General features: G+C 60.3%; 20 protein-coding genes and 3 pseudogenes. 17 read left to right on the top strand and 6 right to left on the bottom strand.

Annotated features, from left to right (window positions below):
* Positions 1-265: 265 nt before the first annotated feature.
* Complete coding sequence (locus RBRH_RS00400; RefSeq protein WP_041753957.1) at positions 266-715, top strand: lytic transglycosylase domain-containing protein; 450 nt, start codon at positions 266-268, stop codon at positions 713-715.
* A 36-nt stretch (positions 716-751) separates the two neighbouring features.
* Positions 752-2,059: a GTP-binding protein gene (locus RBRH_RS00405; protein ID WP_041752925.1), complete on the top strand. Its 1,308-nt coding sequence runs from the start codon at positions 752-754 to the stop codon at positions 2,057-2,059.
* 102 nt (positions 2,060-2,161) lie between these two features.
* Here RBRH_RS00405 and RBRH_RS00410 read toward each other — a convergent pair whose 3' ends face one another.
* Positions 2,162-2,440: an HU family DNA-binding protein gene (locus RBRH_RS00410; RefSeq protein ID WP_013433873.1), complete on the bottom strand. Its 279-nt coding sequence runs from the start codon at positions 2,438-2,440 to the stop codon at positions 2,162-2,164.
* 344 nt (positions 2,441-2,784) lie between these two features.
* Here RBRH_RS00410 and mnmC point away from each other — a divergent pair, with 344 nt between their 5' ends.
* The 7 genes and pseudogenes from mnmC to RBRH_RS00440 all read left to right on the top strand — a co-directional run bounded on the left by mnmC (position 2,785) and on the right by RBRH_RS00440 (position 10,830).
* Positions 2,785-4,773 carry a bifunctional tRNA (5-methylaminomethyl-2-thiouridine)(34)-methyltransferase MnmC2/FAD-dependent 5-carboxymethylaminomethyl-2-thiouridine(34) oxidoreductase MnmC1 gene (gene mnmC, locus RBRH_RS00415; RefSeq protein WP_013433874.1) on the top strand — a complete coding sequence of 663 codons (1,989 nt, stop codon included), beginning with the start codon at positions 2,785-2,787 and terminating at the stop codon, positions 4,771-4,773.
* 578 nt (positions 4,774-5,351) lie between these two features.
* Positions 5,352-5,528, top strand: coding sequence for a MarR family transcriptional regulator (locus tag RBRH_RS21215; protein ID WP_083813406.1), 177 nt, complete (start codon positions 5,352-5,354; stop codon positions 5,526-5,528).
* 510 nt (positions 5,529-6,038) lie between these two features.
* Entirely contained in the window at positions 6,039-7,241 is a 1,203-nt protein-coding gene (locus tag RBRH_RS00420) for a cation:proton antiporter (protein WP_041752927.1), read from the top strand.
* A 76-nt stretch (positions 7,242-7,317) separates the two neighbouring features.
* Complete coding sequence (locus tag RBRH_RS00425) at positions 7,318-8,433, top strand: YbdK family carboxylate-amine ligase (protein ID WP_041752929.1); 1,116 nt, start codon at positions 7,318-7,320, stop codon at positions 8,431-8,433.
* Between the two features lie 704 nt (positions 8,434-9,137).
* Positions 9,138-9,783 (top strand): annotated as a pseudogene (locus RBRH_RS00435) (MarR family winged helix-turn-helix transcriptional regulator).
* Between the two features lie 142 nt (positions 9,784-9,925).
* Positions 9,926-10,151, top strand: a pseudogene (locus RBRH_RS19975) (oxidoreductase); the annotation flags it as partial.
* Positions 10,152-10,275: 124 nt separating this feature from the next.
* Positions 10,276-10,830: an SET domain-containing protein gene (locus RBRH_RS00440; protein WP_041752931.1), complete on the top strand. Its 555-nt coding sequence runs from the start codon at positions 10,276-10,278 to the stop codon at positions 10,828-10,830.
* Positions 10,831-10,884: 54 nt separating this feature from the next.
* Here RBRH_RS00440 and RBRH_RS00445 read toward each other — a convergent pair whose 3' ends face one another.
* The gene (locus RBRH_RS00445; RefSeq protein ID WP_083813488.1) at positions 10,885-12,351 is read right to left on the bottom strand and encodes a sensor histidine kinase; all 1,467 of its coding nucleotides are present in this window, start codon (positions 12,349-12,351) and stop codon (positions 10,885-10,887) included.
* A 56-nt stretch (positions 12,352-12,407) separates the two neighbouring features.
* Entirely contained in the window at positions 12,408-13,094 is a 687-nt protein-coding gene (locus RBRH_RS00450) for a response regulator (protein ID WP_013433885.1), read from the bottom strand.
* Positions 13,095-13,169: 75 nt separating this feature from the next.
* Between RBRH_RS00450 and RBRH_RS00455 the strand changes: the two genes are divergently transcribed.
* Entirely contained in the window at positions 13,170-13,391 is a 222-nt protein-coding gene (locus RBRH_RS00455) for a DUF3717 domain-containing protein (protein ID WP_041752933.1), read from the top strand.
* A gap of 31 nt (positions 13,392-13,422) precedes the next feature.
* Here the strand turns inward: RBRH_RS00455 and RBRH_RS00460 are convergent, their stop codons facing one another.
* On the bottom strand, positions 13,423-13,725 hold the full coding sequence (locus tag RBRH_RS00460) for a 4a-hydroxytetrahydrobiopterin dehydratase (RefSeq protein WP_013433887.1): 303 nt from the start codon (positions 13,723-13,725) through the stop codon (positions 13,423-13,425).
* A complete protein-coding gene (locus RBRH_RS00465) occupies positions 13,722-14,249 on the bottom strand; it encodes a class IV adenylate cyclase (RefSeq protein WP_013433888.1) in 528 nt (175 codons plus the stop codon). The genes RBRH_RS00460 and RBRH_RS00465 overlap by 4 nt, the downstream gene beginning before the upstream one ends.
* 262 nt (positions 14,250-14,511) lie before the next feature.
* On the opposite strand from RBRH_RS00465, the gene RBRH_RS00470 reads away from it, so the two are divergent.
* On the top strand, positions 14,512-15,387 hold the full coding sequence (locus tag RBRH_RS00470; RefSeq protein ID WP_041752935.1) for a helix-turn-helix domain-containing protein: 876 nt from the start codon (positions 14,512-14,514) through the stop codon (positions 15,385-15,387).
* Here the strand turns inward: RBRH_RS00470 and RBRH_RS18505 are convergent.
* Positions 15,365-15,787: a hypothetical protein gene (locus tag RBRH_RS18505; RefSeq protein ID WP_013433891.1), complete on the bottom strand. Its 423-nt coding sequence runs from the start codon at positions 15,785-15,787 to the stop codon at positions 15,365-15,367. The genes RBRH_RS00470 and RBRH_RS18505 overlap by 23 nt on opposite strands.
* A 281-nt stretch (positions 15,788-16,068) precedes the next feature.
* Here RBRH_RS18505 and RBRH_RS16855 point away from each other — a divergent pair.
* The 6 genes and pseudogenes from RBRH_RS16855 to RBRH_RS00505 form a co-directional block, all read left to right on the top strand.
* Positions 16,069-17,321 (top strand): annotated as a pseudogene (locus tag RBRH_RS16855) (ABC transporter permease subunit); the annotation flags it as partial.
* A 273-nt stretch (positions 17,322-17,594) separates the two neighbouring features.
* On the top strand, positions 17,595-19,604 hold the full coding sequence (gene mnmG, locus RBRH_RS00485) for a tRNA uridine-5-carboxymethylaminomethyl(34) synthesis enzyme MnmG (protein ID WP_013433899.1): 2,010 nt from the start codon (positions 17,595-17,597) through the stop codon (positions 19,602-19,604).
* Positions 19,601-20,311: a 16S rRNA (guanine(527)-N(7))-methyltransferase RsmG gene (rsmG, locus tag RBRH_RS00490; RefSeq protein WP_013433900.1), complete on the top strand. Its 711-nt coding sequence runs from the start codon at positions 19,601-19,603 to the stop codon at positions 20,309-20,311. The genes mnmG and rsmG overlap by 4 nt, the downstream gene beginning before the upstream one ends.
* 68 nt (positions 20,312-20,379) lie before the next feature.
* Positions 20,380-21,150 carry a ParA family protein gene (locus RBRH_RS00495; protein ID WP_041753959.1) on the top strand — a complete coding sequence of 257 codons (771 nt, stop codon included), beginning with the start codon at positions 20,380-20,382 and terminating at the stop codon, positions 21,148-21,150.
* A gap of 69 nt (positions 21,151-21,219) precedes the next feature.
* Positions 21,220-22,107, top strand: coding sequence for a ParB/RepB/Spo0J family partition protein (locus RBRH_RS00500; RefSeq protein WP_041753960.1), 888 nt, complete (start codon positions 21,220-21,222; stop codon positions 22,105-22,107).
* 71 nt (positions 22,108-22,178) lie between these two features.
* On the top strand, positions 22,179-23,321 hold the full coding sequence (locus RBRH_RS00505) for an SLC13 family permease (RefSeq protein ID WP_041753961.1): 1,143 nt from the start codon (positions 22,179-22,181) through the stop codon (positions 23,319-23,321).
* Positions 23,322-23,388 lie beyond the last annotated feature (67 nt).

Genomic DNA, 23,388 nt, shown 5'->3' on the forward strand with positions numbered 1-23,388 from the left:
GACTATTCCGCCTGCCGCTTCTGTGGGCAAACGCCTAGTTCCGCCGCCTATCGTGCCAGATGATGGGCCATACGCGACGCAACTCAGCGGCGCGCCGCGCAGTGACGCGTGCCGGCGCGAAGCAACGCCACAGACCGGGCATCCCGATGCGTTACCATGAGCGACGAAGTGGCACGAAGGTGCGTGTGCCGGCACGGGTCGGCCACGCCGCGGGGTCGCATTGTACACGCCGGGTGCCGCCTTGAAACTGCTCCTGTTCGAAACGATGAACCTGAGATCCATCACCTCGATCGCCTTTGCCGCCAGCGTGCTCGCACTGACGTCGCCGCGCGCGCATGCGGACTGCTTCGACAACGCGGCTGCCTATCATCACGTGAATCCCCTGATCCTGCGCGCGATCGCGTGGCAGGAGTCGCACAACCGGCCTGACGCACTGCACAAGAACGCGAACGGCTCAACCGACTACGGCTTGATGCAGATCAACTCGATCCACTTACCTAAGCTCGCGTCATACGGCATCTCGCACCAGACGCTAATGGAGCCATGCAAGGCCGTCTACATCGCCGCCTGGCACTTGCGACGCCAAATGGACAAATACGGCAATACCTGGCAGGCGGTCGGCTCTTATCATTCCGAAACACCGGCGCTGCGCGACAAGTACGCCAAGCAGATCATGGCGATTCTGAACAAGTGGAACCTGCTCGCGCAGCGCTGAGCTGAGCGGCGCAAGCGGCAGGCGTAGAATGTGGCGATGACTTTTGCTCCCCTGCCTGTCACCGTGCTCTGCGGCTTTCTTGGCGCCGGCAAGACCACACTGCTCAATCATATCCTCGCGAACCGAGCCGGCTTGCGCGTGGCCGTCATCGTCAACGATGTCGCGTCGGTCAATATCGATGCGCAGCTGGTACGCGGCGCGAGCGAGCTGTCGCACGTCGATGAGCGGCTCGTTGAACTTTCAAATGGCTGTATCTGCTGTACGTTGCGCGACGATCTGCTACGTGAGGTGAAGCGGCTTGCCGCAGAAAACCGCTTTGATGCGATCCTGATCGAATCGACTGGCATCGCAGAGCCGCTACCGATTGCTGAAACCTTCACGTTCGTCGACGACGACGGCGTGGCGCTCGCCGACCTTGCCAGGCTGGACACGCTCGTCACGGTGGTCGATGCGTGCCATTTCCTGCGTGACTATGAATCGACCGACGCGCTGGCCGACCGCGGCATGGCCGTCGATGCCGGCGATGATCGCGCGCTGGTCGAGTTGCTGATCGAGCAAGTGGAGTTTTGCGACGTGCTGGTGCTGAACAAGGCCGATCTGGTCAGCGCCGACGAGCTGTCCCGGCTACGGCACATCCTTGCGCGGATCAATCCGCGCGCGCGCCAAGTGGTCTCACGCTTTGCCGACGTGCCGCTAGCCGAGGTGTTTAACACCGGCCGCTTCGATTTCGATCTGGCGGCGAGCGCGCCAGGCTGGCTTGCGTCGCTACATCACGATCATCCCGGCGAAGCCGACGCATTTGGCATCGGCAATGTGGTGTATCGGTCGCGCCGGCCGTTTCATCCGCAACGTTTCTGGGACTTGCTGCACAACGAGACTGCCTGGCGCGGCGTGCTGCGCAGCAAGGGTTTTTTCTGGCTCGCTACCCGCAACGACCTTGCTGGCACGCTGTCTCAGGCCGGCACGGTATGCCGGCACGGGCCGGCCGGAACGTGGTGGGCCGCCCAGCCGCGCGATACGTGGCCGCAAGACGACGCGTTCCTGTCGGAGTTGAAAACGGACTGGCATGGAGATTGGAGCGATCCGACGATCGGTGATCGTCGCCAGGAACTGGTGCTGATCGGCGCGCATCTGGATCGCGATGCGTGGCAAGCCAGGCTTGACGCATGCGTGCTGACCGATGCGCAATGGCAAGCAGGGCAGAAAGGCGCCAATCCGTCGGCATGGCAGGGATTCGCCGACCCGTTTCCGCGATGGAGCGAAGCGTTCGATCACGTCAACGATGTCGATGACCCGCCCGGGAACGCACCCGGGTCGCCGGCGTTCGCCAGCCGATCAATATAAACCACGGTGCCGCGCGCCACGTCCGGCGTGTTCGCCGGGCGTGGCGCGGGGAAAGTGCACCCGCTTGTGGGCAGCGGGCGGCACGGCTGCTTGCGTCAGCGCTTAACGCTCGTTGACGACGTCCTTGAACGCCTTGCCGGCCGTGAACTTGACCGTCTTTGCAGCGGGAATCTTGATCGTCTCGCCGGTCTTCGGGTTACGGCCGGTGCGCGCCGCGCGCTTGCCCGAGCCGAAGCTGCCGAAGCCGATCAACTGGACGCTGTCGCCCTTGGACACGACCGTCTTAATGATTTCGAGCAGCGTGTCGAGCGTCTCGCCAGTTTGCGCCTTGCTGGCGCCGGTCTGCGCGGCGACCGCATCGATCAGTTCCTGTTTGTTCATACGTATCCTTTTAAAGTTGGTTGATTATGAACGCCATAAACGCGCCGATTATACGTGCGCGCACCATGGCGTCGAGCCCCGCGATCTTGCTGCAAGCGTTCCCCGCATCACTTGCGGCGATGCAATATCAGCGTTGCCGCTTCCCGGCCCGAACTGGCGTACCCCACGTGCGTGGACGGCGCTTGCTATGATAACCACGGCAAACCCTTTATTGACAAGGGTTCCGCAGAATTTACCTGCTCTTTCACACGCTGTGCGCAGTTTGTGCCGAAAAGGAACGTGATGTTCGCTCTCATCCCGATAAAAACCCGGCCAGCGTTGGTTTTTGCCAACGTTCGAGCCCGATGACTGGCCCACTCATTGCCGCGCAACTTGCGTTGCGCGAGGACGGCATCCCTTATTCACCGCTGTTCGACGACGTCTACCATAGCGCGATGGGGGGCATCGGCCAGGCGCTGCACGTGTTCGTCGCGGGAAACCGGCTGCCCGCCAATTGGCAACACAAGGCGGTGTTTTCGATCGTGGAGACCGGCTTCGGGCTCGGCTTAAACTTCCTCGTCACATGGTCACAGTGGCGCGGCGACCCCTCGCGATGCGATCGGCTGCATTTCGTTTCCGTCGAAAAACATCCGTTCAGCCGCGACGATCTTGACACGCTGCTCACGCGCCTGCTCGATTCGCATGCTGAACTTGCAGGCCTTGCACGCAAGCTGGTCCGCGCCTGGCCCATGCTCACGCCCGGCATTCATCGGCTGGCGTTCGATGACGGACGCGTCACATTGACACTGGCACTGGGCGATGCAGCGCAAATGCTACCCAAGTTGGCCGTGCGCGCCGATGCGTTCTATCTCGACGGCTTCTCGCCGGCCAAAAACGACGCGCTATGGTCGCCCGCGATCTTCAAGGCGCTAGCCAGAATGGCCGAAGTCGGCGCCACGTTCGCCACTTATACCTCGGCCGGCAAGGTCAAGGCTGCACTCACCGGCGCCGGTTTCGTGCACCGTAAGGCGCGGGGCTATGGCACCAAGCGCGACATGCTAGTCGGCGAATTCGCACCGGCCTACCGGGTCCGACGCCATGAACCGCCGCCGCGCGCTGCCTGGACGCACCGCCATGCGATTGTGGTCGGCGCGGGGCTGGCTGGCTGCGCGGTAGCCGAGCGGCTGGCTGCGCGCGGCTGGGCGATCACGCTGCTGGAACAGCGCGATGCACCGGCGAGCGAAGCCTCAGGTAACCCGGCGGGCGTGTTCCATCCGATGATCGCGCGCGCGATGACACCTGCCATGCGGCTCTCCAGCGCGGGCTTCCTGTATGCGCTGCGGGCCTGGCAGGCATTGGCCGACGCTGGCCATGCGCTGCACTGGCACGCCGGTGGACTGCTGCAGCTCGCGCAAGACGACGTCGACGCCGCGGCATTGCGCGACGCCATCGTCGCAGCCGGACTGCCGGCCGGATTCGCCGTCGCGGTAGACCGCGATGCGGCCAGCGCCTACGCTGGCGTCACGCTCGAGCGCGGTGGCATCTGGTTCCCACGTGGCGGGTGGATCGCACCGCCATCACTGTGCCGTGCCCAATTGGCCGCGGCACGCACCACGCTCGCCGCGAACGGCCAAAGTCTGGCGTGGCGCACGCTGTTCGGCGTGCGCGTTGAACAGCTTGTTCATGACGTGGAAGGCTGGCACGCGCTCGATGCAGCGGGCGGGCGGATCGCCACAGCACCCGTCGTGGTCATCGCCAACGCGCACGACGCGATCCGTCTGGGCCATTTGGCCCACGCGCCGGTGCGCTCGGCCCGCGGGCAATTGACGATATTGCCACATGCCGCGCCGCCTTCGCTTCGCATGCCCGTAATCGGCGATGGCTACGCACTGGCACTGGATAACGGCCGCCTGATGACCGGTGCAAGCTACGACATGGATGACGCTGGCTTGGACGAACGGCGCGCGTCACATGACGAGAATATCAGCCGCCTGCGCGCGCTCATACCGGGAATCGCGCCGTCAGTTGACTGGGCTAGGGTACAGGGGCGGGTAGGCTTACGTTGCGTGGTCAGTGACCGGCTGCCCATGGTCGGTCCGCTGGCGGACGAAGCGGATCCGATGGCAGCCGGCGCCTCCCAGTCCGGCGCACGGCTGCCGGAGCTGCAACGGCGCCCAGGCCTGTACGGCGCATTCGCCTATGGTTCACGAGGACTCGTGTGGGCGGCGATAAGCGGCGAATTGCTCGCCAGCCAGATCAACGGCGAGCCTTGGCCACTGGAGCGGGACCTGGCTGACGCATTGGATCCGGCGCGTTACCTGCTGCGCACGCTGCGCGCCACAGCTCAACGATAGAGCGGGGTAGCGGTACGGCGCGATGGCCTGACGCCCGTTCGATGGTTATCCACCTTGTGCTGTGGATAACCGCGTGGGTTACCGGCGCACGGCATGTGGACTCATTCTGGGTAACTGCTGGACGTGACCTTGCGTCAACAAAGTTGTTCGGCAAAAGCAATGCGCGCCGCACATTTTCTCCGAAGACTTCTCAGTATGGCAAGTAGATGTTTACAAAGCGTTAACTCAAGTTATCCACAGACGGAGCACTGCTTTGTTAACTTCTACTACGTTTACATATACGGTAAACCTTAAAACCAACACTCGGTCATGCCCGGTCAGTCGAATGTACCCGATGTCAACGTTGTCAATTCCAACGATTACAATCCATTTACGTCAGCACAGATAACTTGACGCGAGCATCAGAGTTCCTAAGGTACCAACCTCTGTCCACGTGAGACTTTGGGAATAGCCAAGTTGCCTCGTGTACTGACGTCACTCAATTCACGACTTGCTGTTCTTCGGGAACTGTCAGCAATTTGTCATTCCACCCCTACAGTACAGTTTGCTGGTCCAGTTGTCGCATACCCGCCTTGAGCATGCACCAGACCTTGCTATGCATGGAGTCGAGCATTGACTGCACGACGATGATTGATGTGCTCAAGCGATTGGAGAAGCGTGATTTGATTAGACGGGAGCGAARTGAACAAGACCGACGTCAACGTATTACGTGGCTGTCCGGGAACAGACGCATTCCCATCAAACGCTTCGGATAGCCTCGGGCGTGGCATATGTCGGTCAAAATTACCCATCACTCATGCCGCGTCAATGAATGCTGCGTTGTTTTTACCGATTCAGGCATACCGATTTGATTCGAGGTCCGCAACGTTGCATCGGGATAGCCGGGCTGTGGCAAAATCAGGCACTTTCTACTCTGCTCGTGTTTGCCCAGGCAGCCAATCCGGCTTGTCTGGCATCGCGCGGGGCGCGTCGCTATAAAACGATCTGCGATGCAACGGCGGGCGCGCCTGTCAGTCGAAACAGTCATCACCTTTGCAAAATGTGCTCGACCGGTCATATCAGGCTGCGCACTTTCTTCAGGCCGCAGTGTTTTGATGCGGTGTCCGCACGGGGTGATATCGCTACGCATGCCGCTCGGCGGCCACGCGCAAACCGGCGACGATCGTAGATAATGAGCCAGCCTTAAGCGCTGGTGGTGCGCAACGACTGTCACCTAGGCAAATACTTGCAGAAACGCTGGATACTTGACAGGAGAAGGCATCACGATGAAGTCGGCGTTTTCTTTTTTCCCGAGCTGGCCGTTAGTTCCCGACGCGGTTTTCTACGCCGGACTCATCTTGCTGGTCGCCGGGTTGTGCGGCGAAGCCTGTTGGCGGGCGTTTCGCTTACCGCGCATTACCGGCTATGCGATCATCGGCCTGGTGGCTTCGGGCACCGGCGCACATGCGATTGATGAGACATTGGGTTTTTCGACTCGCTTGTTGATGGACGTGGCACTCGGGCTATTGCTGTTCGAACTCGGCAGCCGCGTCGACTTGCGCTGGTTGCGCAAGAATCCATGGCTGATCGTATCGAGTCTGGCCGAGGGCGCGTTGACGTTCATCACGGTGCTTGGCGCATTGCTGTTCTTGAAGATGCCGGTCGTCGAGGCCACCGTGCTGGCGGCTATCGCGATCGCGACTTCGCCTGCGATGGTAATCCAGCTCAAGACCGAACTGCGCGCTCAGGGGCAGGTCACGCAGCGGTTGCTGACCCTCGCGGCACTGAACAGTATGTACGCTGTCGTCTTGGTGAAGCTCGTGTCCGGCTGGCTGCACCAGGAGTATTACGGCAACGCGTTCGCCACAATTGTGCAGCCGATCTACTTGATCGCCGGCTCGTCGGTGCTGGCCTATGGGCTCGCGCGCAGTTGTAATTTTCTGTACCGGCGCATCGGCTTGCAAGACGAGCATTCGTTTGTTGCGGTTTTTGGCCTGGTGCTGCTGGCGATCGCCATCGCGCATTTGTTCAAGCTGTCCACGGTCTTGGCCTTGCTTGCGGCGGGGATCATCTTTAAGAACCTGGATGAGCGCCCGCAACTGTGGCCCGAGCATTTCGGCAGCGCCGGCTGGCTGCTAACCGTGATCCTGTTTGTGTTGACGCTGCTCAGCTTCCAATGGTCGCAGATCGCGATGGGTGGATTGGCTGCGCTTGTGTTGATCGTCGCGCGCTTTGTCGCCAAGCTCGTGGGTGTACTGGCATTTGCCAAGCCCAGCGGTATCGACCTGCGTCAAGGCACTGCGCTGGGCGTGTCGCTTGCGCCGATGTCCGCGCTCGCGTACTTGCTGATGGACGACACCTATGCGTTGTATCCTGACTTCGACCCCGCGTTTCGAGCCGTGCTGATGTGCTCGATTGTCATGCTGCAACTGACTGCGCCACTGCTCGTGTATTGGGGGCTGGCGCGCGCGGGCGAACGGCGTCAATGACGATCGGCGCAGCTGCAACTCACGGCTGCGGCCAGGTGGACAACAAGCACAATCGAAGCATCCAGAGGCGTTGATCATGGCACTCGAACCCTTCATTAATTCGGAACCGTTCACGTTCGGCGTCGAGTTGGAGATCCAGGTCGTCAATACGCACGACTATGACCTGACCAAGGCCGCATCCGACCTGATGCGGCTGATCAAGGTCCAAAAGGCCCCGGGCGCGGTCACACCCGAGATCACTGAAAGCATGATCGAACTGTCGACCGGCATTTGCCACTCCCATGCACAAGCGCTGGACGAGCTTCGCGTGATCCGTGACATGCTGGTTTCTGCGGCCGATCAACTCAATGTCGGGCTATGCGGCGGCGGCACGCATGCCTTCCAGCAATGGAACGAGCGGCAGATCTTCGACATGCCGCGGTTCCAGTACCTATCGGAACTGTACGGTTATCTGGCCAAGCAATTCACCGTGTTCGGCCAGCATGTGCACGTCGGCTGCCCGGACGCGGACAGTGCATTGTTTCTACTGCATTCAATGTCGCGGTACATTCCACATTTCATCGCGTTGTCGGCCTCATCGCCGTACGTGCAGGGCGTGGACACGGGATTTCATTCGGCGCGGCTCAATTCAGTATTTGCCTTTCCACTCTCGGGCCGCGCGCCGTACGAGCTGACCTGGGAAGGTTTCGAGACGTATTTCTCGAAAATGGTCAGCACCGGCGTGGTGAACAGCATGAAGGACTTCTACTGGGACATCCGGCCGAAGCCCGGCTACGGTACCATTGAGGTGCGCGTGATGGATACGCCGCTGTCCATCGATCGGGCTGCAGCAATTGCGGCGTATATCCAGGCGCTTGCGCGTTACTTACTGCTCGATCGGCCGCTGACGCTGTCCGAGGACGACTATCTCGTCTATACGTTCAACCGTTTTGAGGCATGCCGTTTCGGACTTTCCGGTGTGCTTGTCAATCCACAGACCCGTGAGCGGCGCACGATCGGTGAAGATATCCTGACAACGCTCGCCGCACTAGAGCCGCATGCACGCGCGCTGGGCTCGATCGACGCGCTGACTGACATCGAGCGAATCGCGCGAGGCGGCGAAAACGATGCAACGTGGCTGCGCAACGTCTTCGAGCAGGAACAGTCGCTGCCCGAAGTGGTGCGGCAGCAGACGTTGCGCTGGCGGGGCTGACACATCACCGCGTTACCTTTACATCGCTGCGTTGCCGTTATCGCTGTGTCGGCAATTGTTTCGCAATCCCGGCTGTATGGCGCGTGGTGGTCACGCCCGGATCGACTTGCTGAATAACGAATAGCCCCACGGAAACTCGGCGATTTATTGTTGTCCGCCATTATATGTAGGCGTCCGGAAAGCTTGGTAAACGTTGGAAATGTTCGCGCTTAACACTGTAGTCAACTCGATTCGACATCCTCACCAGGATGATTAGTATTGTTGTATACAACAGTAATAGTCGTTAACAAAGGTGTGCCCGCAGCGTGGAAAACCACAAAAAACAACATTATATCAATGCGTTACGAAAATAATAACAATAGGAATGACGGTGTTGCCACGGTGGATCGCGATGAACAAATGTTGGCTTGCTACTATCGTCGGGCACTTGTGCAGAATCGATGCACCGTGATCAACGCCGTTTTTCCACTGGATTATCCACAGTTTATGTCCGCGCGCGACATGACCTATCATCCAGGCTCGCATAGAATGGACACGCCGACCCGGTAACGTGGCCATCGGAACATCGTGGTACGAAATTTTATTGTCGGCGTCCTGGCGCACGGCAGCGCTGCGCCGGCAGTGAACCGGACGGCGGGAGCCGCAGTGTATCGCTGCAAGTTCCCGTCTTTATATTTATCTTGGATGGATTGCAAAACACGACTATGAGCGAAGGGGTCTACGGCGATAGGGTAACCGGTCGAATTACCCATGGGTTGCTGCGGCTGAGTACGGCAATGCGCAGCCAGGCTTGGGGCTGGGCAGAAGGCGCGGGGTCTGACGCCAACCCAGGGAGAAATCCTGGTGTTGCTGATGCAGCGTAAGGGACCGATGCGTCTGGGCGAGATCGCGCGTGAGACGGCATTGACACCGGCCACCACCAGCGATGCGGTCAGTACCCTAGAGAGTAAGGGCTTGGTCGAGAAGCGCCGCGCGCTGGACGATGGGCGGGCGCTCGCGGTGCGTCTGAGTGCGCGTGGCAAGACGGCTGCCAAGAAGGCATTGCAATGGCCCGACTTCATCGGGCATGCGCTCGGTGTGCTGCGCCCGGAGGAGCAATCGCACTTCTATCGCTCGTTGTTGAAGATGATCTGGCAGATGCAGGAGAAGGACCATATTCCGCGTCATCGGATGTGTGTCTCATGTACTCATTTTGGGCCGAGCAAAACTCCGAAGAAGACACCGCACCGGTGCGAGTTGCTCGATCTGTCAATGGGCGACACCGATCTGCGGCTCGATTGTTCGGTCTTCGAAGAAGCTGACGTACCCACACAAAAGAGAACCTGGAAGATCTTCTCGCAAGCCGCCTGAGGGCGGGCACCGCCATGTCGTGGCCGCAGCGTCTGGCGCCAGGCATGGCGAGGGCCGGGCGCGCGGCGCGTTGCAGCCGGCGCGCGGCCTGCCCCTATACTATGCTCATGCACAGTGTGCCACTACCTGGAATCGTGCCGCGATGAACGTCCTCTTTTCTCCGTTCCGACTGCGCGATGTGATGCTTGCGAACCGGATCGTCATCTTGTCGATGTGCCAGTATTCAGCGTCGCAGGGCCGGGCTACGGACTGGCACACGATCCATGGGCTAACTGGCGTTGTCCAGGGCCGGCATGCTAGGCATCGGCGAGGCGAGCGTGGTGGAACCGGCCGGCCGCATCACGCCGGCAGACCTCGGACTGTGGGACATGCGCAGCACGGCTCGTTGGTGCGATCCTCGATGCATTCGATGCGTGCCCGCGTTGAACAGCGCAATGGTGTACGTGTACGATGCGCAGTTTCACAGTTGATTCTTCGGGAAGGGACGATTCGATGAGTTCACGCAGGATCGCCGTGCGCCGCTCTGGAGTACATGGCAAAGGCGTGTTCGCGACCAGCAAGATTGCGCCGGGCGAGCAGCTGATCGAATATAAAGGAGAGCGCATTTCCTGGAAGGAAGCGCTGCGTCGTCATCCGCACGATCCTGAGCAGCCAAACCACACATTTTATTTCGCGTTGGATGACGGCACAGTGATCGATGGCAAGGTCGACGGCAACAGTGCGCGCTGGATCAATCATTCGTGTGCGCCGAACTGCGAAGCGCAGGAGATCGACGGGCGCGTATTCATCCATGCAATCCGCACGATCGAGCCGGATGAGGAGTTGTTCTACGACTATGGGCTGGTCATCGACGCGCGGCTGACAAAGAAGCTGAAAAAGGAATATGAGTGCCGGTGCGGCGCAAAGAAGTGCCGTGGCACGATGCTCGCATCCTCATCGCCGGTGCCCGGCAGCGGTAAGAAGCCGCGTGCCGCCAGCGGCGACGCGAAGCCGCGTAACGGCAGTCGCCAGCGCGGCGATTCGGCCTCGGCGAAGAAAAAGCGCTGAACGCGGCCCGCCCGCGACGGCGGGCCAGGTTACATTCGTAGGCCGCGCCGGGGCTCAGTGGGCTGGCTCTAGCAGCGCGTTATCGTGTCCAGGCTTGTGCGACGAAGGCAGCGGCAGGCGCACGATGAATCGCGCTCCGCCGTCTGGCGCATCTTCATAGTGCACCGAGCCACCGTGCAGCGCGATGATGTCTCGTACGATGGCCAGCCCAAGGCCCGCGCCCGTCGGCCCTTCGCTGCCGGTCTGTGCGTCGCCGCGGAAAAAGCGCTTGAACAGGTCGGCATGCAGCGCCTTCGGCACACCGGGGCCGTTATCCTCGACAACCACTTCCGCCCAGCCGCGCAGGTCGGTGGGTTCGACGGCCGCGCTCGCGCGATCGTCAGCCAATCCGGCATCGTGGCACAGGGCATCGACACGGCCGACCGTGACCGTGACCGTGACGGTGCCGCCGCCGCTGGGCCGCGTCGGTGGGACATATTTAAGCGCGTTATCAATTAAGTTGCCGATGACTTCGCGTAGCAGCACCGGATTGCCTCGCACGATCAGCGGTTTGCCATCCGGTGGCGGATCGGAGTGAAAGCCTAGATCCAGCTGCGCGGCCAGCGCCCGGGGCACCCATTCCGCGCCAGTGTCGAACGCAAGCTCGGTCAGGTCGATGTCGACGAATCGCGCGTTTTGCTCCTCCGGTTCCGCACGGGCCAACGACAACAATTGGTTAGATAGGCGCACTGCGCGGTCCGCTGAGGTGCGCAGCTCGTGTAGCGCAAGCCGCAACGTCGTGTTGTCCTTGGCCACGCTGGCCTGTTCGGCATGCAGCTTGACTGCGGTCAACGGCGTGCGCAGTTGGTGCGCGGCATCGGCAATGAACTTGCGCTGTGCGTCCAGTGCCGCCTTCAACCGATCGAGTAGTGCGTTCAGTGCACGGGTCAACGGGCGGATTTCCAGTGGCACATGCGTTTCGTCTACGGGCTCCAGCGATCGGTGCGTCTGGCGGTTCAGCGAGTCAGCCAGGTCAGTGAGCGGATTCAACTGCTGGTTGACCACGCGCCATACGATTGCCCAGCCGGCGAATAGCAAAATCAGCAGCGGCATCATGATCGCGACAAGGAATTCAGCGGCGATCTGGTAGCCGTGTGTGACGTGCTGGCCCACCTCGATGATGATTGCATCGCCGTTCACCTGTTCGACCCGGACTTGGGCCACCCGCACCAGGCTGTCGCCATAGCGGGCATCGAACACGTACGCGTAGCGCATGTGGCGCACCCGCGTGCCGTGCAGCGGCAATGCCGGGTCGCCGGCGATCAGCTGGTTGCCGCGGCTCACACGGTAGATCAACTGCTGTGCCGGATCGGAAAACATCGCATGCGTGAGCGGTGGCACGGTCCGCGGCGCGTCCGGTCCGGACAGCTCGACCTGCCGTCCAATGGCGCTGGCCAGATCGACCATCGAGCGGTCAACGACCCGCTCGGTGTATTCCCACGCGAGCCAGTACGCGATGAGTCCGCTCATCAACGCCAGCATCGACAATGGCGCCGCCAGCTTGCGCAGCAGCGAGCGACGCAGACTCTTGGCAGGGGTCACGAGTTTTGGCGGATTTCCTGAAGCAGGTAGCCGAAGCCGCGCACGGTCACGATTTCAACGCGGCAATGCTCGAGCTTCTTGCGTACGCGGTGCACATAGACCTCGATCGCCGTGTCGCCGAGGTCACCGCCGAAGTGCGTCAGATGATCCTGCAACTGCGCCTTGCTGACCACGCGCCCGTGACGCAACAGCAGCATCTCGAGTACCGCGAACTCGCGCGGCGACAACTCGAGCGGCTTGTCATCGTTGAAGATGCGCCGATCGACGCCGGATAGCCGCAGTCCGCCAAGGCTCACTTCCGGGCGCGGCATGTCGCCATGCGATCCGCTGCGGCGCATAATTGCACGGATCCGGGCCTCGAGTTCGGCCGGCTCGAACGGTTTGATCATGTAGTCGTCGGCGCCGCTGTTCAAGCCCTGCACGCGATCGTTCAATTCGTCGCGGGCAGTCAGCACGATGACCGGCGTATGGCGATTCGCCTGCCTGAATCGCGCCAGCAACGTCATGCCGTCGATGCCCGGCAAACCGAGGTCGAGGATCACGAGTTCATGCCGGTTCTGCGTCAAGGCCTGTTCCGCAAAAATGCCGTCGTGGACCATGTCCACCGTGAAGCCCGCCTGCTCTAGGCTACTCTGGATACCCCGTGCGATGGGGCGGTCATCTTCGATCAGGAGAAGTCGCATGGAAGTCGCTCAAGTACAATGGGTTGGACCGCCTGCCGGGGCGACAACGCCCCACGTTTTGCACAAGGGCCCGTGATGTCCAATATCTCGATTCACGAACTAGAAGCTGCAATCAACTACTGGCGTGCTCGCTCGCCGTCCACCGGCGATGAATTGCGCCTGGGCAACGAGGCGAGCGCGCTATCGAAACCTTATGCGCTTTTGATTGTAACGCGTCAGCACGCCATTCCGGAGGACGCGCTAGAGCCCGCGGCACGCGATGCGTGGCAGGCTTACATACGGCTGAACGGGCGCTAACATTCATGAAAGGCAGGGCCCGCGCGAGCTTTCAACAGCATGACGCGTCGGCGATTGAATCGATGAACCTGGCCAGTTCGATGTCGCGTGGGGTGATGCCGCCTGCTTCATGCGTGGCCAGCGTAATTTCGACCCGATTGTAGACATTGGACCATTCCGGGTGATGGTTCATTTCCTGTGCCTTAATCGCCACACGGGTCATGAAGCCGAACGCCGCGTTGAAGTCGGCGAACTGCAACTGGCGCCGAATCGCGTCGCGGCCGCTGACCGGCTGCCACGCGGGCAATGTCGAGCCGAGCTTTGCGCGCTCGTCGGTGCTGAGTTTCTGGATCATGTCGTCACTTGTTCCTGCAGTAGATCAACATAGGCATGCGGCACGAGGTCTGTGTCGGAGACACCCAGCTTGCTGAAGATATCGAGTGCTTCCGCCTCACCGATCGCTTCCTCGTCATCCTGCGCGAGCACGACTTCAAGCTCGACAAAATCACCCAGGCCGTCGACGCGATCCAGGTGGATCCGGGTGCGGCCGGCCAGGTAGACGGTGCGCTCCTTCGTGACGATGCCGCGCGTGCCCAGTGCCGCAGCCAGTAGCGCATGCGTGGCGTGCGGATTCGCGACCGGACAGCGCTGGTAGAACGACACCTTTGGGCCATCGCGGTCATCGCGCTGGTAGAAGATTAACTCGGCTGGCGTGCCATCCTCGAACTGCCGTAGTTTCAGTCTGCCACGCGGCACATCGTAGAAGTGATCCTGCTGGCGGTACACCAGGGGGGCGTCGCCGCTAGCGAGCGCCGCCGCGCGCTCGCGCAGCGCGTCGATGTTCGGAACCCGGGCCTTGATCTCGATGTTGCGTGCCATTGATCTCTCCACGACGATGGGTGCGGTAAATGGCCGAACGGCGCCTGCCGCGCGGCTGCTCATGCAGCTTAGCGTATCATCGTGTCATTATGCCGTTGTTGTTCAACCAGCCGCAGCGCAGCAGCAATCGCCGGCTCGTGGCGACGTCGGCGAGTAGGACTACATCATTGCGGGGACGGGCACGCCAAGCTGCGTGCTGGTGAACCGGCTCTCGGCGGATCTGGGCATCCGGTTGGGGGCGAGCAGACGAACCAGACATTACATGTTTTCAAGCGAAGACAAGATTTCAGAAGAGTCGCTGGCGATTGCCATGCGAATTCATGATTTGCTGAACCGGCATGGTGTTGGCAAACGTCAGCATGCGGCGGAGATTCAGCGCATTCTCGGGCTGAGCTATTCGCAAGCGCACCGGAAAATGAAGGGGGCCAATCCGTGGACCATTGCGCAGGTCAAGGCGGTGGCGCAAGCGTATGGCGAGTCTGCGGCGATGCTGCTCGATGGCCTCGACTCAAGCGAGCCGGTTAGCGCAATAGCCGCGAAGATGCAAGAAGCGGTGTTTTATATTGGCGATGCTACCTATCGTTGCCTAGCCGATATTGGAGAGCGGGCGCATGATGTGTCGGGGTTGGAGTTTGTTGCGCTCAAGGACGGCAATCGATGGAAGGTGTTTCCGGTTGAGGCGGCGCCGGGGGGCGACTATTTCGTGGTCGAGCAGATTCTGATACGCGCTCGAAGCGCGCCTGAGGTGAGCCCGGTCATAGCGATACTCGATGACGATCCGCTCTTGACTGCCGAGATGTGCTCGTATTTTCATTCCCATGGCTATGTTGCCCAGCCGTACAACACGGAGGCGACGTTTCGCGCGGCGCTTCGCGAGAACGTGTTCGACGGATTCATTGTTGACTGGCTACTGGAGAGTGGCACGGCCGAACAGACCATCCAGTCGATCCGGCAGTCGCGCTACGGCGACGCGCCCATTTTGCTGCTGACCGGCAAGCTCGTGACGGGCGAGGCGAACGAGGATGACGTGGCGCGGGTGATCCAGCAATACGATGTGAAACCCTTTGAGAAGCCCGCGCGGCTGAACTGGGTGGCGGTGGAGCTGGCGCGGCGGCTTAAGGCAGGGGCGCCTGGCTAGAACCGCCCATCATGAACGAGCCGCTGCGCTGCAAGCCGTGACGGGAAAACCGCTTGCCGTGCAACACGGCAAGCGGCAGCACCGTCGCACGGAAATGGCGCGGCGTAGTGCGTGAGATCGTCGCCTGCGCGGCGCCTCGGGCGTTGCGGTTGAAACAGCGGTGTGGCGCATCATGGCAATGTAATGGGAAGCACCCATTTCGAGCATCATGCACCACTAGGGTAAATGCTAGTTGTTGCTGAGCAGGTGATTGTTTAATCTTCAAACCGTTCAACGCACCGAATTTACAGGTGGAGAACGAGGAGACAAGTGGCGCAAAGCGCCCGAAAAAGAAAGCGCTGTTGGATAAGTATCCAACAGCGCTTTTTATTTGCGCCGTCAATTGACGTTTATCAGACAATTGCGTTGTCGCCGATTGTATTTCAGCCTGATTTAGGTGGCGGCGTCACGCGGTGTGACAGTGGCGTGTGCCGGATGCACGATCGGTATTGGCGCAGCGAGCGTATGGGAATCACGAAATGGAGGAGAGTGTGATATCTATCCGATTTAAAGGCACGCGCCGATTCGCTGTCTTATCTGCGTCATCGACGGATAATGCAATGCATGCTCGACATGCTCATTCGCCTGCTGAGTATCGAGGAAACGACGCGTGGTTTTTCTGAAATAATATGAAGGAATTAAATAAATAGTCGATTACGATCAACGGCTGCCCGATGTGGCCGGTTGCCCGAATATTGGATTATTTACTCCACTATATCGGTCTGTATGTCATTGTCGCAATTGGGCTCGTGCTGTTGACCGGCGTAGGCGGCATGACTAGCTTTAGTCAAGCCGCCTTTGTTGGGCTGGGCGCCTATGCGACCGCGTTCCTAGCCACTCGCTATGGATCTTGCCATGGTTCGGCCTAGTGGTCGGCGTCGTCATCGCAGCGCTCGCCGCACTGGCGATTGGCGCCATCATGATGCGGCTGTCTGGGCACTGCCTGCCGCTGGACACGATAGCCTGAGGTATTTCGCTTTTCTTTCTGTTCAGCAGTATGGAATGGCTGGGCAAGTACGACGGGATCAACGGCATGCCGGCGCTCGAGTGATTCGGTTGGATACCGGATAGTAGCCGCAGCATCGACTACCTAATCTGGATGGTGGTGCTGGCCACGGTCGTGTCGGTGTAAAACTTGCTAAATAGCCTAGCCCGAACGTGCCATCCGCGCGTTGTGCTGCGGCGTGACGATGGCTGAAGCGATGGGCGTAAACATGACATGGATGAAGATCGTGATTTTCGTGTATGCAGCGGTGCTGGCCTCGATTTCGGGCTTCCTGTACGTGCATTTGTAGCGTGCCGTCAATCAATCCAACGCCCTTTGGTCTGGACCATGGGGTCGAGTGCCGGTTCATGGCCGTTGTTAGCGGCATTACGCATGTATGGGGCGCTGTGCTTGGCGCGGCGATCCTGACTGGTGCTGCGGGACGGGCTGCAGTCGCTGTCGTCCAAGTTGCTCGGCGAGAATGGCAACTTCGAGGCCATTGTGTTCGGTGTGCCGCAGTCGGCCCAGCCGCCGCTGCCGTAACATGTAAAGCCGACGGCCAGCGAACTGCTATTGTCGGTCAATCATGCGCGTCAGGAGTTTGGCAGGCTGGTCGCGGTCAACGGCGTGTCGTTTGGATGGAAGGCGGGGGAGGTCTTTGGGTTGATCGGCCCTAATGGCACCGGCAAATCGACGACATTTCACCTTGTGACCGGCGTGCTGCAACCTACGCGCGGTGAGATCACGCTGTCGTGGGCAGTGCATCGATCGGCTCGGTTCGCACAATACCGTCAAGCGAGGCATCGGTCGTACATTTCAGTAAATGAAATGTATGATCATGACAGTGCTCGAGAATGTCGCGAGCGGTGTGCATTTGCGTGGAACGATCGGCGTATATCGCAGCATCATTTGCATTGAATCCGCGCGTGTTTGAGACATCTGCACATGATCAAGACATACCTAAGCCTTACCAAAAAAGCCGCGGCGCAGCGTCTCCTTGCGGCCGGCCTCGCGGCTAGGGTCGGCGCGGCGATGATCCTGCGGTTGTTTCACGTGAAACACGACGCTTTTTTCGTGCATAAATCGTGCGGATCAATTCATCAATGTAGCTGAACCGCTATAATTCGTAGATTCCCTTATCTCTTTTACAGGGGCGCGCACGGTTGCTCGGCGCGTCATCATCATGCTTTACCCCACCGAATTTGATGTCATCGTGGTTGGCGGCGGACATGCCGGCACCGAAGCCGCGCTTGCTTCCGCCCGGATGGGCGCGAAGACGTTGCTGCTGACACATAACATCGAGACGCTTGGCCAGATGAGTTGCAACCCGTCGATTGGGGGCATTGGTAAAGGACATCTGGTCAAGGAGGTCGATGCTTTGGGTGGGGCAATGGCGGTTGCCACCGATGAAGCCGGAATCCAATTTCGTATTCTCAATTCGTCCAAAGGCCCTGCCGTTCGAGCGACGCGCGCGCAGGCTGACCGTATCTTGTACAAGGCGGCGATTCGACGCCGTCTGGAAAACCAATCGAACCTGTGGTTGTTCCAACAATCCGTTGACGACCTGATCATCGAAGGCGACCGTGTAGCAGGCGCTGTTACGCAGGTCGGCATTCGCTTCCGGTCCCGTGCAGTTGTCTTGACCGCAGGCACGTTCCTGGACGGCAAAATTCATGTGGGCCTGAACAACTATACAGGCGGTCGCGCCGGCGATCCGGCCGCGGTGTCGTTATCAGCGCGTCTGAGAGAACTGAAGCTGCCACAGGGACGATTGAAGACCGGCACACCACCTCGGATCGATGGCCGATCTATCGATTTCTTGAAGCTGGAAGAGCAACCAGGTGATCTGGATCCAATTCCAGTATTCTCATTCCTGGGTTGCGCGGACCAGCACCCGCGGCAAGTGTCTTGCTGGATCACCCATACGAACGCGCGGACGCACGAGATCATCCGTAGTGGCCTGGATCGCTCACCGATGTACACCGGCGTGATCGAAGGCGTAGGTCCACGCTACTGCCCGTCGATTGAGGACAAGATTCATCGATTCGCCACTAAGGAATCCCATCAGATCTTTTTGGAGCCGGAAGGGCTGACGACAAACGAGTTCTATCCGAATGGTGTCTCGACCAGCTTGCCGTTCGACGTGCAACTGAACCTGATTCGCTCGATGAAAGGTCTCGAGCATGCCCATATCCTACGGCCGGGCTATGCAATCGAATATGATTATTTTGATCCACGGGCGCTGAAGGCATCGCTGGAGACGAAGGCGATCGCAGGATTGTTCTTTGCCGGACAAATCAACGGAACGACTGGGTATGAAGAAGCCGCCGCTCAGGGGCTACTGGCGGGCATCAATGCGGGGCGCTTTGTGCAGCAGCGCGATGCATGGGTGCCCCGTCGCGACCAGGCGTACTTGGGTGTGCTCGTTGACGATCTTGTGACGCGAGGCGTATCTGAGCCTTACCGGATGTTCACCAGCCGGGCTGAATACCGGTTAAGCCTGCGCGAAGACAATGCCGACATGCGGCTGACGGAAATCGGCCGGGAATTGGGTGTCGTCGATGACGTGCGCTGGGAGGCATTCTCGCGTAAACGCGAAGCTGTTTCACGTGAAACAGCCCGTTTGAAGTCGATATGGGTCAATCCTAAGACGTTGCCGGCGGAGGACGCGGTTGCGTTGCTGGGCAAGCCGATCGACCATGAATACAGCCTAGCGGATTTGTTGCGCCGTCCTGGAGTGAGCTATGAAGGCTTGATGGCACTGCAGGCTAGCCGTTATGCACCGCCCGACGTATTGGTCGACGATCCGGGGCTATTTGAGCAAGTCAAGTACCAGATCGAGATCGGGATCAAGTATCAAGGCTATATCGAGAGACAAGCAGGCGAAATCGAGCGGAACGAAGCGCATGAGAATACCCGGTTGCCGGCAGACTTGGATTACGTGCAGGTCCGCGGGTTGTCGTTTGAGGTCTGCCAAAAGCTGAATCATCATCGTCCTGAAACCATCGGCCAAGCCTCGCGGATTTCCGGTGTGACACCCGCGGCCATTTCGCTGTTGATGGTTCATCTGAAGAAAGGCCTGGGTCGTTCGACACTGAAAAAAAGCGCAGTGGCGGCGGATACCCCTCTCACTGAACCAGAAGCCGTCGATGCCACAACGGGCGCTTCCTCCACTCGGGCTACCGCGCAATGATCCGTACCGGGAGTGGGGCAACTCGACGCGCGCCAGAAAATTTTGCGGCGCAACGGCCCGAGCTTGAACTATTGTTGCGTGGTGGTGCCACTGAGTTGGGCGTTCCGCTGTCGGAGGAACAGATCGGCGGATTGTTGGACTATGTTGGCTTGCTGACGAAATGGAATGCGGTCTACAACCTGACGGCGATCCGCGAGCCGCGTCAAATGGTGATCCAGCATCTGCTCGATTCGCTGGCGATCGTGCCATATATCGCGTCCCGTTCGCCAGCGTCGTTGCTTGATGTCGGTTCGGGTGGTGGTCTGCCAGGGATCGTGATCGCGCTCGCTATGCCGTCTTGCGACGTAGTGACCAACGATATCGTGCACAAGAAAACCGCATTCCAGCAGCAAGCCAAGGGATGCTTGCGCTTGTCGAACCTGTCTATCGTGACTGGTCGCGTGCAGGCGTTGCGCGCTGAGATTGACGTGCCGGTTCGATTCGATGCAATCGTATCGCGCGCGTTCGCGGAATTGGCCGATTTTGTTACGCTCGCTCGGCATTTGGTCAGGCCAGGCGGCGCGTTATGGGCCATGAAGGGCGTGCGTCCGGATGAGGAGATCGCCCGGTTGCCGACTGGTGCGACGGTGCGCCAGGTCATTCGTCTGACTGTTCCGTCGCTCAATGCTGAGCGTCATCTTGTTGAAATAGCTGTGGAGCCTGAATGAGCGATGCTGACAACACCCTGGCCGAGTCGCGCGTGGTGAACGCGACAAGCCCCGCAGGCCAGCAAGCCGTGGCCAAGATCTTTTGTATCGCGAACCAGAAGGGCGGAGTTGGCAAGACCACGACGTCGGTTAACCTCGCCGCGAGCCTGGTGATGCAGGGACAGCGCGTGTTGCTGATCGATCTCGATCCACAAGGCAACGCGACGATGGGCAGTGGCGTGGACAAAGCCAATTGCGCTAACACTGTCTATGAGGTATTGGTCGACGGCGTGGCAATCGCCGATGCCTGCACCCGCGCGCCGACGTCGGGATACGACGTGTTACCGGCAAATCGTGAGCTCGCGGGGGCCGAGGTCGAGCTTGTGAGCGCGCCGCAACGCGAGCGACGACTCAAGGACGCGCTGGCCAAGGTCGCCGATGCTTACGACTTTGTGCTGATTGACTGTCCGCCGGCGCTATCGTTATTGACCTTAAATGGCTTATGCGCGGCGCATGGTGTGATCATCCCGATGCAGTGCGAGTACTTCGCACTCGAGGGATTGTCCGATCTGGTCAATACCATCAAGCAAATTCACGCAAACTTGAATCGCGAGCTGACCGTGATCGGCCTGCTGCGGGTCATGTTCGATCCACGAATCACGCTGCAACAGCAGGTATCAGACCAATTGAAGCAGCATTTCGGCGACAAGGTATTCAATGCAGTGATTCCGCGCAATGTCCGGTTGGCCGAGGCGCCCAGCTATGGGATGCCGGGTATCGTATTCGATGGTGCGTCACGGGGTGCCCAGGCATACCTGCAATTTGGTGCGGAAATGATCGAGCGCGTGCGTGCGCTTTAAGGCCTGTTTGCGCAGGCACAGGTCGGGTGAAACAGGTGTCGCGGCGAAGCCGCGTCGCGAGGGATGATGATGAACGCAGCAGTCAAGAAGAAGGGATTAGGTCGGGGCCTAGATGCACTGCTCGGGGGCAGTGCCGACATTACCGAGGCCGTCAAGCAGCAGGGCTCGCCGAGCGTGCTGCCGCTGGACCGGCTGCAACCCGGCAAATATCAGCCGCGCACGCGGATGGACGAAGGCGCATTACAGGAGCTCGCTGCGAGCATCCGCGCGCAGGGGCTGATGCAGCCGATTCTGGTGCGACCGGTGGCAGCGCAGCGCTACGAGATTATTGCCGGGGAGCGACGCTTTCGCGCGGCACGGCTCGCCGGCCTCGACGAGGTGCCGGTGCTAGTCAAGCAGGTCGCGGACGAAGCGGCGGCCGCGATGGCGCTGATCGAGAATATCCAGCGCGAGGATCTCAATCCGCTCGAGGAGGCGCAGGGCATCCAGCGGCTGCTCGACGAATTTAAGTTCACGCACGAGCAAGCGGCCGAATCGCTCGGACGCTCGCGTAGCGCGGTGTCGAACCTGCTGCGACTGCTCAATCTGGCGCAGCCGGTTCAGACCATGCTGTTGGCGGGCGATCTCGACATGGGACATGCCCGGGCACTGTTGGCCGTGGATGGGGCGACCCAAATTACGTTGGCGAACCAGGTGGTCAACCGCCGATTGTCGGTCCGTGAAACGGAGAAGCTGGTTGCGGCCACCGCCAAGCAGATCCCGCCATCGGCCAAACGAGCGAGCCAGGAGCGCAGTCGTGACATTATGCGGCTCGAGGAGGAGGTGTCCGACCTGGTTGCGGCCACGGTCAGGATTAAGATGGGTCGGCGTGGTCGTGGGCAGCTGACAATCGACTTTGGTAGCCTCGATGCATTGGATGGCATCCTGGCACGCCTGCGTCGCGACGCGACTGCGTGATGTCGCGTCACGAAGCGCCGTCGCGCCGCGTGCAATGCAAGCAGGGCGCCGGCTCTGCGCAGTCCGTCGCTATGCCACGCGGCGTGGGCGACACATATCGCCGGCTTCGTCGCGTCATCGTGGTAGTGTGCCACGGGCTTGCTAAGGAGCCCATACTGGCGACGCTGGTCACGGCGTTCGCGCTATTGCAGTGTGTTCACCCGCAGCCCTGGCGCACCATGCCGGCCCGGGTCGATTGGCAAACCGTGATGACGTTGGCCGGTCTGCTAATGCTGACCAAAGCCGTCGAATATTCAGGATTTCTGACATGGGCGTCGCATCGCCTGGTGCGTCGCATTCGCAGTGAGCGTGGCCTTGCGGTGTTGCTCGTGCTGCTCGCCGCTGGCTTGTCGACGCTGCTCACCAATGACGTTGCGTTATTTGTGATCGTTCCCCTGATGCTGTCGCTGCATGCGCTCGTGCCGCTGCCCGTCGGCCGCCTGGTGGTCCTCGTGGCTTTGGCGGTCAATGCCGGCTCCATCCTGACTCCGTTCGGCAGCCCGCAGAACCTGTTTCTGTGGCAGCGCAGCGGCGAGTCGTTCGTCGCGTTCATCGTTGCGCTTGCGCCGTTGTGCGCCGCGCTGATGGCCGTGCTGGTGGCGTTGACGCTAGTGACATGCCGCGCGCGGCCATTGGACCTGTCACGCGATCCATTGCCAGGCACGCTTGACCGGCCGTTGTTCTGCGCCGCCGCGGCCTCGTTCGCCGGCTTCGTGGCGCTGGCCGACGCACATCATGCCGGAATCGGCCTTGCGTTGGTGGCACTGGGCTTAGGAGCGTGGCGGCGCGACATCGTGATGCGCATCGACTGGCTGTTGCTGCTGATCTTCGTGCTGATGTTTATCGTGCTGCGCAGTGCCGCGTTGCTGCCGATCGTGCACCGACTGCTGGCGGACGCCGATCTCACGCGGCCGGGGCCGGCCTACCTTGCCGGCGCACTGGTGTCGCAGCTCATTAGCAATGTGCCGGCGGCGATCATACTCGCCGAGTACTCGCAAGATTGGCGCGCGCTCGCATTCGGCGTCAGCGTCGGCGGCTTTGGCATCGCAATCGGTTCGCTAGCGAACCTCATTGCGATGCGCCTGGTCGGCTCGCATGGCAGCTGGTGGTACTTTCACGTGATTTCGTTGCCGTTTTACGTGCTTGCGTTGTTGCTGGGGAGGATGTTGTTGTAGCGCAGGCGTGCACCATGACGCATGCCCCGCGTCAGCGTGTAGTAAGGAAAACGCTAAGGCAAAGCAA

Origin of the sequence: Mycetohabitans rhizoxinica HKI 454, assembly GCF_000198775.1 — a bacterium.
Lineage (GTDB): Bacteria > Pseudomonadota > Gammaproteobacteria > Burkholderiales > Burkholderiaceae > Mycetohabitans > Mycetohabitans rhizoxinica.

Bases quoted from the DNA above. Each gene is read 5' to 3' on its own strand.
- RBRH_RS00410 (WP_013433873.1), bottom strand. From the start codon at position 2,440: ATGAACAAACAGGAACTGATCGATGCGGTCGCCGCGCAGACCGGCGCC.
- RBRH_RS00500 (WP_041753960.1), top strand. From the start codon at position 21,220: ATGAACGCAGCAGTCAAGAAGAAGGGATTAGGTCGGGGCCTAGATGCA.
- RBRH_RS00455 (WP_041752933.1), top strand. From the start codon at position 13,170: ATGTCCAATATCTCGATTCACGAACTAGAAGCTGCAATCAACTACTGG.
- mnmC (WP_013433874.1), top strand. From the start codon at position 2,785: ATGACTGGCCCACTCATTGCCGCGCAACTTGCGTTGCGCGAGGACGGC.
- RBRH_RS00450 (WP_013433885.1), bottom strand. From the start codon at position 13,094: ATGCGACTTCTCCTGATCGAAGATGACCGCCCCATCGCACGGGGTATC.
- RBRH_RS00445 (WP_083813488.1), bottom strand. From the start codon at position 12,351: ATGCTGGCGTTGATGAGCGGACTCATCGCGTACTGGCTCGCGTGGGAA.
- RBRH_RS00440 (WP_041752931.1), top strand. From the start codon at position 10,276: ATGAGTTCACGCAGGATCGCCGTGCGCCGCTCTGGAGTACATGGCAAA.
- rsmG (WP_013433900.1), top strand. From the start codon at position 19,601: ATGATCCGTACCGGGAGTGGGGCAACTCGACGCGCGCCAGAAAATTTT.
- mnmG (WP_013433899.1), top strand. From the start codon at position 17,595: ATGCTTTACCCCACCGAATTTGATGTCATCGTGGTTGGCGGCGGACAT.
- RBRH_RS00400 (WP_041753957.1), top strand. From the start codon at position 266: ATGAACCTGAGATCCATCACCTCGATCGCCTTTGCCGCCAGCGTGCTC.
- RBRH_RS00420 (WP_041752927.1), top strand. From the start codon at position 6,039: ATGAAGTCGGCGTTTTCTTTTTTCCCGAGCTGGCCGTTAGTTCCCGAC.
- RBRH_RS00425 (WP_041752929.1), top strand. From the start codon at position 7,318: ATGGCACTCGAACCCTTCATTAATTCGGAACCGTTCACGTTCGGCGTC.
- RBRH_RS00470 (WP_041752935.1), top strand. From the start codon at position 14,512: ATGTTTTCAAGCGAAGACAAGATTTCAGAAGAGTCGCTGGCGATTGCC.
- RBRH_RS00460 (WP_013433887.1), bottom strand. From the start codon at position 13,725: ATGATCCAGAAACTCAGCACCGACGAGCGCGCAAAGCTCGGCTCGACA.
- RBRH_RS00505 (WP_041753961.1), top strand. From the start codon at position 22,179: ATGCCACGCGGCGTGGGCGACACATATCGCCGGCTTCGTCGCGTCATC.
- RBRH_RS00465 (WP_013433888.1), bottom strand. From the start codon at position 14,249: ATGGCACGCAACATCGAGATCAAGGCCCGGGTTCCGAACATCGACGCG.
- RBRH_RS00405 (WP_041752925.1), top strand. From the start codon at position 752: ATGACTTTTGCTCCCCTGCCTGTCACCGTGCTCTGCGGCTTTCTTGGC.